This window comes from Streptomyces sp. NPDC002206 (assembly GCF_053593595.1).
On sequence record NZ_JBSFCW010000001.1, the window covers coordinates 1 to 12478 of the forward strand.

The 12478-nt window shown below is 69.8% G+C and carries 10 protein-coding genes; 2 read left to right on the forward strand and 8 right to left on the reverse strand.

Annotated elements, in window-relative coordinates:
- Positions 1-134: 134 nt before the first annotated feature.
- The 6 genes from ACWCP8_RS00005 to ACWCP8_RS00030 all read right to left on the reverse strand — a co-directional run bounded on the left by ACWCP8_RS00005 (position 135) and on the right by ACWCP8_RS00030 (position 6863).
- Complete coding sequence (locus ACWCP8_RS00005) at positions 135-683, reverse strand: hypothetical protein (RefSeq protein ID WP_451113788.1); 549 nt, start codon at positions 681-683, stop codon at positions 135-137.
- A gap of 432 nt (positions 684-1115) precedes the next feature.
- Positions 1116-2363, reverse strand: a complete 1248-nt coding sequence (locus tag ACWCP8_RS00010; RefSeq protein ID WP_451113789.1) for a styrene monooxygenase/indole monooxygenase family protein — start codon at positions 2361-2363, stop codon at positions 1116-1118.
- A 43-nt stretch (positions 2364-2406) separates the two neighbouring features.
- Complete coding sequence (locus ACWCP8_RS00015) at positions 2407-3057, reverse strand: GTP-binding protein (RefSeq protein ID WP_352266447.1); 651 nt, start codon at positions 3055-3057, stop codon at positions 2407-2409.
- Complete coding sequence (locus tag ACWCP8_RS00020) at positions 3038-3448, reverse strand: DUF742 domain-containing protein (protein WP_030969913.1); 411 nt, start codon at positions 3446-3448, stop codon at positions 3038-3040. The genes ACWCP8_RS00015 and ACWCP8_RS00020 overlap by 20 nt, the downstream gene beginning before the upstream one ends.
- The gene (locus ACWCP8_RS00025; protein WP_352266446.1) at positions 3448-3927 is read right to left on the reverse strand and encodes a roadblock/LC7 domain-containing protein; all 480 of its coding nucleotides are present in this window, start codon (positions 3925-3927) and stop codon (positions 3448-3450) included. Before ACWCP8_RS00025 ends, ACWCP8_RS00020 begins: the two co-directional genes overlap by 1 nt.
- Positions 3924-6863, reverse strand: a complete 2940-nt coding sequence (locus tag ACWCP8_RS00030; protein ID WP_451114116.1) for a nitrate- and nitrite sensing domain-containing protein — start codon at positions 6861-6863, stop codon at positions 3924-3926. The genes ACWCP8_RS00025 and ACWCP8_RS00030 overlap by 4 nt, the downstream gene beginning before the upstream one ends.
- 365 nt (positions 6864-7228) lie before the next feature.
- Here ACWCP8_RS00030 and ACWCP8_RS00035 point away from each other — a divergent pair, with 365 nt between their 5' ends.
- Positions 7229-8014 carry a hypothetical protein gene (locus ACWCP8_RS00035; protein WP_451113790.1) on the forward strand — a complete coding sequence of 262 codons (786 nt, stop codon included), beginning with the start codon at positions 7229-7231 and terminating at the stop codon, positions 8012-8014.
- Positions 8015-8142: 128 nt separating this feature from the next.
- Here the strand turns inward: ACWCP8_RS00035 and ACWCP8_RS00040 are convergent, their stop codons facing one another.
- On the reverse strand, positions 8143-8640 hold the full coding sequence (locus ACWCP8_RS00040) for a MarR family winged helix-turn-helix transcriptional regulator (protein WP_411086182.1): 498 nt from the start codon (positions 8638-8640) through the stop codon (positions 8143-8145).
- Between the two features lie 225 nt (positions 8641-8865).
- Between ACWCP8_RS00040 and ACWCP8_RS00045 the strand changes: the two genes are divergently transcribed.
- Entirely contained in the window at positions 8866-9714 is an 849-nt protein-coding gene (locus ACWCP8_RS00045; protein ID WP_382828635.1) for a lysozyme, read from the forward strand.
- 202 nt (positions 9715-9916) lie between these two features.
- Here the strand turns inward: ACWCP8_RS00045 and lon are convergent, their stop codons facing one another.
- Complete coding sequence (lon, locus tag ACWCP8_RS00050) at positions 9917-12337, reverse strand: endopeptidase La (RefSeq protein WP_352266443.1); 2421 nt, start codon at positions 12335-12337, stop codon at positions 9917-9919.
- Positions 12338-12478: the final 141 nt, after the last annotated feature.

Below are 12478 nucleotides of genomic sequence, written 5' to 3' on the forward strand. Positions count from 1 at the left end.
ACGCAACCGCAACAAGGCACTCACGAGCACCGATGCACGACCACCGCCTCACCCTCACCGAACTACAGCGGACCAGTCGATCTCCAACTGAAGGGCTAGTACTCCAGCTGTAGATCGCTCTTGGCCGATGGCGCCTATGTTCTCCGGGGTTTGCGTGGCCTGCCCCAGCTGCCGTGCGGCCGGTTTCGTTCCTGGGCCAGCGTCGCGGCGTCGAACTGGGCTTTGCTGGTCACTGCTCGTGGTTGAGGTACGAGCGTGGTCGCAGTCGATCGCCACGGGACAGCCGAGGCCCAGCCGACCAGGGGCATGGTCTCGTCGTAGTGCGGAGCGAACTGAGCGACGGCGATGGTGGGCATCTGATAGTTCAGGCTGCGGACGTGTTCGATGAACGCCTCGGGCAGCGAAACATGGTGCGTTTCCACGTAGTGCGGGAAGTCCTGGCGCCACAGCCAGGAACCGTCGGTCACCAGGGAAGAGCATCCCGCAGAGTGCCGGTGGGCCCTCCCGGTGATGACGTCGCGTCCGCCTTCCATGACGTCGATGAGGTCGTGACCGGCGTCCAGGTAGGTCACCAGGTCCATCTCATCGGGCTCGCCGACCGGCTGGACGGCATCGCGTATCGATCCGTTCGGCTGGCCGGAGCAGTTGTCCAGTTCGTCGTAGAAGCCCAGCAATCCCAGCACGGCGTCTCCTTCGACGAGCCTTTCCATCCCGCTGGCACGTAGACGCGGCCACCGTTGATCATCGGTGTGTGAAGACAAACGATCACGCGGTGGCCGCAGATCACAGCGTAGACGCTGCCCACTGGCAGGAAGCGTTCGAGGGCCTGATGGACCGCACCGCAGGCAGGTTCGCCCGGGTCGAACCCCGTCGCCGAATACGGCACCTGGTGCTGGTTGCGGGGTGATAGCAGCCGTTGCTAACTCCGTGGGCCCCCGTCAGAGACCCAAATCGCCGAGCCCCGCTTCAGCTGCTATCAGCTAACAGCCTGATCAAACGTCGTTCTGGCCGCTATCAGGGTTGCTATCGATAGCAACCTCCTGGGCCGTCTGTGGGCCGTCCGAGGACGGCCCACAACCACCAACGTTGACCAACGCCAACCGCTGCTTCGCAGGTCAGGCAGCCGATGCGACCCCGGAGACCTGGGCCAGGTACGCGTTCGTCTTCTCCGGGTCGAAGAAGAAGTTGTCGAAGTCCGCCGGGTTGTCGAACCCGTTGGCGAAGCGGTCGGCGACCGGCTGGAGCTGGCCGGCGGCACCGATCAGGTTCAGCACGTGCTCCGGCGGTACGCCGAGCATGGCGTTCGTCCACTTCACGACGTGCTGCGCGGTGTCCCAGTAGCGGTCGAAGGTGGACTGCATCCAGTCCGCGTCGAACGGACGGTCGCCATGCTCGATGATCGACCGGAGGTACGCGTCGGCGCACTTGGAGGCCGAGTTGGATCCCTGACCGGTGATCGGGTCGTTGGCGACGACCACGTCCGCCACGCCGAGCACCAGACCGCCGCCGGGCAGCCGGCCGATCGGCTTGCGGACGGTCGGCGCGTAACGGCCCGCCAGGGTGCCGTTGGCGTCCGTCAGTTCGACCTTGGTGGCACGGGCGTACTCCCACGGCGTGAACTGCTCCATGAGCTCCAGCGTCTTCGCGAGGTGCTCGGAGGGGTCCTTGATGCCCTGGAACGCGTCCAACGGGCCGCCCGGGATGCCTTCCCAGAACAGGATGTCGGCCCGACCGGACGTGGTCAGGGTCGGCATCACGAAGAGCTCGCCGACGCCCGGGACCAGGTTGCAGCGGACCGCGTCGAACTCGGGGTGCTCGGGGCGCGGGCCCATGCCGTGGACGTACGCGACGGCCAGTGCGCGCTGCGGTGCGTCGAACGGCGAACGGGACGCGTCCCGGCCGAACATGGAGACCAGCTCGCCCTTGCCCGCGGAGACCATCACCAGGTCGTAGGTGCGGGAGAAGTAGTCGAGGTCGGAGACGGCCGCACCGTGGATGACGAGCTGTCCGCCGCGCTGGGCGAACGTCTCCATCCAGCCGGCCATCTTCACGCGCTGGTCGACGGACTGGGCGAAGCCGTCCAGCTTGCCGACCCAGTCGATGGCGCGCGAGGAGTCGGGGGCGGCGACCGAGACGCCGAGGCCCTCGATGCGTGGGGCCTGCGACTCCCAGAAATTGAGCTGGAGGTCGCGCTCGTGCTGCAGCGCCGTGTCGAACATGCACTGCGTCGACATGACCCGGCCGGACCGGATCTCGTCGGCCGTGCGGTTGGACATCAGGGTGACTTCGTACCCACTGGACTGCAGTCCGAGGGCGAGCTGGAGACCGGACTGGCCGGCTCCGACTACGAGTATCTTCCGCATCGCGGTTCTCCGTTACTTCTACGTGTACGTGCGCGTGTCGTGTCTAAGCGGGTGTGGCGTCAAGAGCGTGGCCCACAAGGGCCAGCAGCGACTCCACGACCGTGATCCTGTTACGCGCATCCATGATCACAACGGGTACGTGCACGGGTATCGTCAGGGCCTCCCTGACGTCCTCCGGCTCGAATCCGGGTGTTCCCTCGAAGTGGTTGACGGCCACGATGTACGGCAGTCCGCAGCTCTCGAAGTAGTCGAGCGCGGGAAAGCAGTCGGAGAGCCGCCGGGTGTCGGCGAGCACGACCGCCCCGATCGCGCCGCGCACCAGGTCGTCCCACATGAACCAGAAGCGCTGTTGTCCGGGTGTGCCGAACACGTACAGCACGAGGTCGTCGTCGAGGGTGAGACGGCCGAAGTCCATCGCGACGGTCGTGGTGACCTTGTCGGGCGTCGCGGTGAGGTCGTCGGTCTCCTCGCTGGCCTGAGTCATCAACGCTTCGGTCTGCAGGGGGGTGATCTCGGAGACCGATCCCACGAAGGTCGTCTTGCCGACGCCGAACCCGCCCGCGACCACTATCTTCGTGGCTATGGGGGCCCTGGTGTGGTCCAGCTGCCATGCCTGCAGTGACTCTTCGGTCTGGCCCTCCGGTCCCCGCTGACGCGGGGCGGACAGCAGCGAGTCAGAGACGGCGGAGTCCATTCAGCACCCTTTCGAGCAGTGCGCGGTCGGGCTGGCCGGTGCCGTGACCGGTCCCGTACACACGGATCTTTCCCTGGTCGGCCAAGTCGCTGAGCAGCACTCGGACCACGCCGAGCGGCATCTTCAACAGGGCCGAGATCTCCGCGACCGTACGCATGCGGCGGCAGATTTCGACAATGGCCTGGAGCTCCGGCATCACACGCGTGGTGAGGTTGCCGTTGGTGAGCTCGCGGCGCTCCTCGGGCGCTTCGAGCGCGGCCACGAACGTCTCGACGAGGAGGACGTGACCGAAGCGGGTGCGGCCGCCGGTGAGCGAGTACGGGCGGACCCGGGCAGGCCGTCGGTCGGAACCGCGGACGGGGAGCCTGCGGGCGGGTTCAGCAGCGGGCATCACTGGGCGCTCTCCATCGATTTGCGCAGTTCACTGCGGAGTTCGGGGGTGAGTACATGTCCGGCACGGCCGACGAAAAGCGCCATGTGGTACGCGATGACGCTCATGTCGCAATCGGGTGTGGCGTGCACGCCGAGCAGGGATCCGTCACTGATCGACATGACGAAGACGCTGCCCTCGTCCATGGCGACCATGGTCTGCTTGACGCCACCGCCGTCCATCAGCTTCGCGGCACCGATGGTGAGGGAGCCGATGCCGGAGACGATGGTCGCCAGGTCGGCGCTGGACCCCCTGGGGCCGTCCTGCCGGCCCATAGCTCTGGCCGCGTGGTGGCCCGGGTCGGAGGAGAGCAGCATCAGTCCGTCGGACGAGACGACGGTGACCGAGTGGACCCCTGGCACCTCCTCGACGAGATTGCTCAGCAACCAGTGAAGGTTCCGGGCCTCGGTACTCAGCCCGAATGTGCTGGGCGCAGTCAACTGCGTGCCTCCTCGACTGTGTCCCCCGTGTCATCGGTTCGATCGCCGGAACGGTCTGCCAGCTCGGTGTGGTCGGTCTGTGCGGTGTGTTCGCTCCGGTCGACGCCGAGGGCAGGGCCGGCGCCGGCGGCACTGCCGACGCCTTCGGCGATCTCCGCCTCGACATCGCGGCGGCCGTCCTTCGCGCCCTGATGGAAACCGCCGAGGCGACGGCGCAGGGCTTCCTTGTCCAGACTGCCCTTGCGCTCGGCGACAGGGGCGGAGGCCGGCTTCACGACCTTGGGGGTGCGCTTGGGCAGCCCCTTGTCGGTGATGCGTTCGCCCTGCGGCTGCTGCTGTGCCTCCGGCTGCCGGGGGCCGGGAAAGGCCTCTGCCACGGTGGTGACGGCCGGGGCGGGAGCGGTGAAGGGCTCCTGGCTCTCGTCCGCGGTGCGCTCGTGGCGGTCGGGACCGATGGTGTACGGGTCGGACGCCGCCGGGGCTGTGGGGACCGGCGGGGCCTCCCGGAACTCCGGGACCTCGGGGAGCCGGACCTGCATCGTGGTCTCGGCCTCTGTCTCGGCGGCGAGCGGCTCAGGTGCGGGCGACTCGGCTGCGACCGGCTCGGTTTCGACCGGACCCGGTGCGGGCGCGGGCACCGGCCCGGCGCCGGGTCCCGCTCCCGCGTCGCGGATCGACTGTTCGGCCGCGGCGATCAGCGGGTCACCGGGCAGCGCGAGCGTCCGGCCCGGCAGGGAGTTGGAGTTGGCCTCGGCGACCGATCCCGGCAGGTTCAGCGCGGGCGCGTCCCCCGGCACCCGCACCGGCGGCGGGGTGGCGGTCGGCGGCGCCTTCGGCAGCAGCGCCTGCGGCAGCACGACGACCGCCGTCACGCCGCTGCCCTTCTGCTCGCGCAGCTGGACCCGCACCCCGTGGCGCGCGGCCAGCAGCGACGTCACCTGGAGTCCGAGGCCCGCTCCGTCCCCGCTCTGCCGGCCCGCCTCGAACGAGGACGGGTCGGCCAGCCGGGCGTTGAGCTCGCCCATGCGTACGGACGACATCCCGATGCCCTCGTCCTGAACGGAGAGCATCACCTCGCCGGACTCCAGCAGCCAGCCGGAGAGCTGGACATGGGAGTCGGGCGGCGAGAAGGAGGTCGCGTTCTCCAGGAGCTCGGCAACCAGGTGGCTGAGATCGTCGGCGGCGAAGCCGGCGATCTGGGCGTGCGGCGGCAGCGACTGGATGGTGACCCGCTCGTACCGCTCGATCTCACTGACTGCCGCCCGCAGGACGTCGACCAGCGGGATCGGGCCGGAGTGCCCGTGACCGTGCTCGGCGCCCGCGAGGACCAGCATGTTCTCGCTGTGGCGGCGCATCACCGTGGCCATGTGGTCGAGCTTGAAGAGGGTGGCGAGCCGCTCCGGGTCCTGCTCGCGCTCCTCCAGGTTCTCGATGACGCCGAGCTGGCGTTCGACGAGGCCGAGGGTGCGCAGCGAGAGGTTGACGAAGGTGTGGTGGACCGTGTTCTTCAGCTGCTCCAGCTGGGCGGCCAGGTCGGCCGTGCGGACCTGGAGTTCGGCGCGCTGGATGGACAGGGCCTCGTGTCCGGCGACGAGCTCGCCGCGCTCCTTCTCCAGGTTCGCGAACCGGCCGTTGAACTCGTGGAGCAGCCCCTGCAGCCTGCCGTGCAGAGCGTTGAGGTTCCGTACGACCTGGGCGAACTCGTCGTTGCGGCCGGTGTAGCGGACCGGCTCGGCGGTGCCGGGCTCCGCGGCGAGGCGGGCGGCGCCGATCCGCAGGACGGCGAGCGGCTGGGTGAGCGTGCGGGCCACGGCGGTGGAGACGCCGACGGCGATCAGCAGACAGCCGCCGAGCAACGCGATGTGCAGTTCGAGCGCGGTGACGTCGTCGTCGCGCAGCTGCTCCAGTCGCTGGATCCGGGCGGTGCCCAGTGCGGACTCGACGCTGCGCATCCGGTCGATGCGGGCCGAGAGGGACGCCTCGACCTTCTTCCGGTTGGCCTGCTGGTCGGAGTCCGACAACTCGGGGCGGTCGGTGAGCGCGGCGAGGTACTTCTCCGCGCTGTTGACCTCGGGCCCGGTGACGGTGGAGGAGAGCTTCTCGCGGGCGGTGGAGCCCGCGGCCTGGTCGAAGTCGGCGAGCGCGGCGAGCTCGCGGACCCTTGCCTGCTGGGCGGCGGCGCTCAGCTCGTCACGGTTGCGGTCGTCCTCGCTCGGGCCCTCGTCCTGGGGCTGCACGGGCAGCCCGGTGAACGGGTCGATCTGCGGGGTGGTGGCCACTTCGCGGGGCACCGACAGCGCGGCGATCAGCAGCCCGCGGGTGGCGGAGGCCTGCTCGGCCGCCTGGCCGAGGGCAAGGGGCGCACGAGTGGCCTCGGCGGCGCGCGGCGGGGTCTTCTCGGCCAGTTCGTCGGCGAGGTCCTGCAGTTTGGCGATGACCTCGGAGTACGCCTGGTGGGCCGCGAGCGCCGAGCCCTTGCCGGTGAGCGCGGTACGGCGCAGCGAGGGGATCGTGGAGAGGTCGCGGCGCAGCGCGGCCGGGGCCGTGCCGCGGATCTCGTCGATCTGCTGGTCGACGCGGGCGCTGCGGCTGCTGGGTCCGTCGCTCTTCGGGCCGGACTTCTCGGCCCGGCCGCTCGCGATGTAGGCGGTGACCTCGTCGCGCTCGTCCGCGAGGGCGTGCGCGAGCGCCACCGCCTGCTGATTCAGCTCGGCAAGCGTGACCAACCGCTGGGACTCGGTCAGTTCGGAGGAGGCGCCGAGCGCCGCGGGCGCGCCCGCGGCGATGACGGTGATTCCGACGACCGCGACGCCGGCGACCAGCCGGCTGCGTACGCGTACGGTGCGCCGGGTGGGCTCACCTTCGGCCGGCGGCGGAGGTGTCGCCCCGGAACCGCTTCGCTTGCTGCCCTTGCTCCGAGGCCGCTTCTTCTGCACCGGTGCTCGCAATCTTGACTCGTCCACCCTTAGAAGCAGAGGTGACGCTCGGTCACATGAAACGGCGCCCCGGCCCCTGGTACGGCTTCTGACCATTCCAGTGCTTTTGAGAGGGGGGCGCGCATCAACCGCTCCGCCACCTGAACGAGTGAACATCACTCCAGAGTTGACGAACAAGTCTCCCCAGACGCGTCGTCGTGCACACCCGGGCCGCGGGCTGGAACTTCCGCGCAGGCTTTGGCAGGATGCCCGCCCGCACGCCGCTCGGAGCCATTCCTTCCGCTCAAGAGGTACGGCTGACCTGCTCGTACGACCCAACGCCGCACTCGTGCGGGGTCGGTGAAGGCGTCGTGCAGACTTGCCGTATGCGTATCGAACTCGCCACCGTCCCCGGTAGCCCCGGGCGCCCCAACGAGGACTGGGCGGCCACCGCACTTCCCGCCTCCGGCCAGGGCGGGACGCTGGTCCTGCTCGACGGCGTCACTCCGCCGCAGGGGGACGACGGTTGTGTGCACTCCGTCCCGTGGTTCACCGCTCGACTGGGCGCCTCCCTGGTCGAACTGTCGGGTTCGCGGCGGGATCTGCCCCTCATGGAGGTGCTCGCCGAGTCCATCCGGCGCACCGCCGAAACGCATCGCTCCTCCTGTGACCTTTCTCACGTACGTACGCCGCAGGCGACCGTCGTGATGGCGCGCTGGGACGAACGCGAGATCGAACACCTGGTGCTCTCCGACTCGGTCCTGCTGTTCGAGTCGACGGACGGCTCGGTACGCACACTGGTCGACGACCGGCTCGACCGGCTGCCACCGGGCTCCCTGACCACCGAGGCGATCGCCGACGCGCAGGTGCGCAACAAGGAGGGCGGCTTCTTCACCGCCGCCGCCGACCCCTCGGTGGCGGCCCGCGCGGTGACCGGGCGGACGCCGCGCGCCGAGGTGCGGGCCCTGGCCGCACTGACGGACGGGGCGAGCCGCTGGACCGAGATGTTCCGCGAAGGGGACTGGGCGGCCTGCCTCGGGGTGCTCCACAAGGAGGGCACACAGGGGCTGATCGACCGGGTCAGGGCGCTGGAGGACGCGGACACGGAGCGCACGCATCTGCGGCGCAGCAAGACGCACGACGACGCCACGGCGGTCTACGCGGTGCTGTAGGTCGCCCGGGCAGGGGGTCGTCCCGGGCCGGGATCGTGGCGGGTGCCTCCGGTGGGCGGTTTCCACGGGGCACAGGTCCGGGAGCACCCGGGAGTGCCGGGCCCGTCCGGGTGCGGGCCCGGCTCGTGTCATTCCTCGGCGCGGGTGTTCAAGTGGTGCAGCAGCCGTGCCAGTTCCGCCACCTCGGCCCGGTCCCAGTCGGCGAGCTTGCGTACGTACCGCTCGCGGCGGGCGTCGCGGACGCTGCGGTATCGCGCGAGTCCCTCGTCGGTGAGATGGACGAGGAAGGCCCGCCCGTCGGCCGGATCGGGCTCGCGCGCCACCAGTCCGAGGTCCTCCAGGGCGCGCAGTTGACGGCTCATGGTCGCCTTGCCGACCCCGAAGTACGCCGCGAGATCGGTGGCCCGCTGCTGCCCCGCCGACTCCAGCTGTACGAGGAGTCCGTACGCCGCGGACTCCAGTTCGGGGTGGACCTCGCGCGCCATTTCGCCGGAGCTCGACCGCGCCCGGCGCAGGAAGACTGCCAACTCCCGCTCCAGCGCCAGGAATTCGTGGTCCACACCAGTCGCCCCGGTCGCGCCGGGTTCATTACCGCTTTCGCTCCCGTGCACGTCAACACCCCTCATGAGCTTTCCTGCCGCTGAAAGTTTCTTTCACCGCTGGTCATCGCCGCAGCTCCGCCAGTATTTCGCAGGCGTAGACCAACGGCACCGCCCAGGCCCCCTTCCGCCGCGCAGGTCTACGTGCGTAGCGTCATTTCTGGCATGTCCACACCATCACATGTCACAGGGGTGCGCCGAGCCGCTCCCCTGGGTCGGCAGATCCCCCCACCGAGACCTCGGAGGCACGCAATGCCCGTGCGCAGATCCGGATCCGGAACGACCCGCCGCTCGCGCTTCGCGGCGATGGGAACTCTTCTCGCAGCACTCTCGCTTCTGCTCACCCTGCCCGGTGCGGCCACCGCGGCCGACTCCCCCACCGCCACCACCACACCCGCCCGCGGGTCGGCCACGATGGGCATGGGCGTCGTCGCCCATGACGGCCAGGGCGGCCTGCCACGTGACACGCGCGCCGTGCAGACCGAAGGGGTGGACGTCAGCAGCCACCAGGGCAACGTCGACTGGGCGACCCTCTGGAACAGCGGTGTCCGGTGGGCCTACACCAAGGCCACCGAAGGCACGTACTACACGAACCCCTACTTCGCCCAGCAGTACAACGGCTCGTACAACGTCGGCATGATCCGGGGCGCGTACCACTTCGCCACCCCGGACACCACGAGCGGCGCGACCCAGGCCAACTACTTCGTGGACCACGGGGGCGGCTGGTCACCGGACGGCAAGACGTTGCCCGGCGTCCTCGACATCGAGTGGAACCCGTACGGCGACCAGTGCTACGGCAAGACCGCGGCCGCCATGGTCTCCTGGATCCGCGACTTCGTGAACACGTACAGGTCACGCACCGGCCGCGACGCGGTGATCTACACCGCGACCAGCTGGTGGCAGGCCTGCACCGGCAACAACGCGGGCTTCGCCGCCACCAACCCGCTCTGGGTGGCCCGCTACAACACGACCGTCGGTGAACTCCCGGCCGGCTGGGGCTACTACACCATCTGGCAGTACACGTCGTCCGGACCGTACGTCGGCGACCACAACCACTTCAACGGCGCCCTCGACCGCGTACAGGCACTCGCCAACGGCTGAGTCCCGCCTCGCAGCGCCCCGCCGGGCCCCGGTGACACACCCCGTCACCGGGGCCCGGACCGCCCCTGAGCACGGCCCGCCACCGGCTGCCTGGACATCGCGGGCACCCGGGGATACGCGGAACGGCCCGCACCGCCCTCTCGGGGGTGCGGGCCGTCCGACCGGCCGCGCACGTCATGCCACGCCCGTCACGCCGTGGCGCTCACGCCGCAGCCGGGATCCTCTCCTCCGCCCTGGCCGAAGCCGGGGCGAGAGCGATCTCCAGCACCTGGCGGACATCCGTCACCGGGTGGACCTCCAGCTTGTCGAGGACCTCGGCCGGGACGTCGTCCAGATCGGCCTCGTTCCGCTTCGGGATCACCACGGTGGTGATTCCGGCGCGGTGAGCGGCCAGCAGCTTCTGCTTCAGGCCGCCGATCGGCAGCACCCGTCCGGTCAGCGACACCTCGCCGGTCATCGCCACATCCGTACGGACCAGCCGCCCGGAGAGCAGCGAGGCCATTGCCGTCGTCATCGTGATACCGGCGCTGGGGCCGTCCTTGGGGACCGCGCCCGCCGGGAAGTGGATGTGCGCTCCCCGGTCCTTGAGATCGGCGACAGGCAGTTCCAGTTCGGCGCCGTGCGACCGCAGGAAGCTGAGCGCGATCTGCGCGGACTCCTTCATGACGTCGCCGAGCTGGCCGGTCAGGGTCAGTCCGGCGGCGCCCGTCTCCGGATCTGCCAGCGACGCCTCCACGAACAGCACGTCGCCGCCGGCACCGGTCACCGCAAGTCCGGTCGCCACGCCCGGCACCGCGGTGCGGCGCTCGGCCGGGTCCTGGGCGGACTCGGGAACGTGGTGCGGCCGTCCGATGAGACCCCGCAGGTCCTCGTCGGTGACGGTGAACGGGAGCTCCCGGTCGCCCAGCTCGTGCTGGGCCGCGACCTTGCGGAGCAGCCGGGCGACGGCCCGCTCCAGGTTGCGTACGCCCGCCTCGCGGGTGTACTCGCCGGCCAGCTTGCGCAGCGCCGACTCGTCCAGGGTCACCTCGTCCTTCTCCAGGCCGGCCCGCTCGAGCTGGCGCGGGAGCAGGTGGTCCCGGGCGATGACGACCTTCTCGTCCTCGGTGTAGCCGTCGAGCCTGACCAGCTCCATGCGGTCGAGCAGTGCCTCCGGGATGGCTTCCAGGACGTTGGCGGTGGCCAGGAAGACTACGTCGCTGAGGTCGAGCTCGACCTCAAGGTAGTGGTCGCGGAAGGTGTGGTTCTGCGCCGGGTCGAGCACTTCGAGGAGCGCCGCGGCCGGGTCGCCGCGGAAGTCGGAGCCGACCTTGTCGATCTCGTCGAGCAGGACGACCGGGTTCATGGAACCGGCCTCCTTGATGGCGCGGACGATGCGTCCGGGGAGCGCACCGACGTACGTTCGCCGATGGCCGCGGATCTCCGCCTCGTCCCGCACACCGCCGAGCGCGACACGGACGAACTTGCGCCCCATGGCGTGCGCGACGCTCTCGCCGAGGGACGTCTTGCCTACGCCGGGAGGCCCGACGAGGGCCAGCACCGCACCACCGCGGCGCCCGCCGACGACCCCGAGACCGCGGTCGGCACGGCGCTTGCGCACGGCGAGGTACTCGGTGATCCGTTCCTTCACGTCCTCCAGGCCCGCGTGCTCGGCGTCGAGGATCTCCTTGGCGGCGCGGATGTCGTACGCGTCCTCGGTGCGCTCGTTCCACGGCAGTTCGAGGACGGTGTCCAGCCAGGTGCGGATCCAGGAACCCTCGGGGCTCTGGTCGGAGGAGCGCTCCAGCTTGTCGACCTCCTTGAGCGCGGCCTCACGGACGTGCTCGGGAAGATCGGCGGCTTCGACGCGCGCCCGGTAGTCGTCGGACTCGTCCTCCGGGTCACCGTTGAGCTCGGACAGCTCCTTGCGTACGGCTTCGAGCTGGCGCCGCAGCAGGAACTCGCGCTGCTGCTTGTCGACACCCTCCTGGACATCCTTCGCGATGGACTCGGCGACGTCCTGTTCGGCGAGGTGTTCGCCGAGCCACTGGATGGCGAGCTTCAGCCGGGCGACCGCGTCGGCAGTCTCCAGGAGCTGCACCTTCTGGGTGGTCGTGAGGAAGGGTGAGTAACCGGAATTGTCGGCGAGGGCCGAGATGTCGTCGATCTGCTGGACCCGGTCCACGACCTGCCAGGCGCCGCGCTTCTTCAGCCAGCTGGTGGCCAGGGCCTTGTACTCCTTGACCAGCTCGGCGGCGACACCGGGAAGCGGCTCGGGGACGGACACGTCCACGCGTGTCCCCTCCACCCAGAGCGCGGCCCCGGGTCCGGTGGTCCCGGCGCCGATCCTCACCCGGTCACGGCCGCGGATGAGCGCACCGGGGTCACCGTCGGAGAGCCGGCCGACCTGCTCGACGGTACCGAGCACACCCGTTCCGGTGTACGTCCCGTCGATCCGCGGCACGAGCAGCACCTCGGGCTTGCCGCCACCCGGCCGGACGGCTGCCTGCGCGGCCTCCACGGCGGCCCGCACATCGGTGTCGGACAGGTCGAGAGGAACCACCATTCCGGGCAGCACGACCTCGTCGTCGAGCGGCAGCACAGGCAAGGTCAGCGGAGTGACCGCGTTGGGCTCATTAGCCATGATCTCCCCTTCGGCATTCAAGTTGAGCTACGCAGGCTCAATGCTCCTGAGTGCGGTTATGTTCCCGGGGCTGCGTTCGCTCTGAGCGATCTTCTTCCGCCTCGCCTGTCACCTGCGAAAACCGTTCGCAGCCGCGCCGCA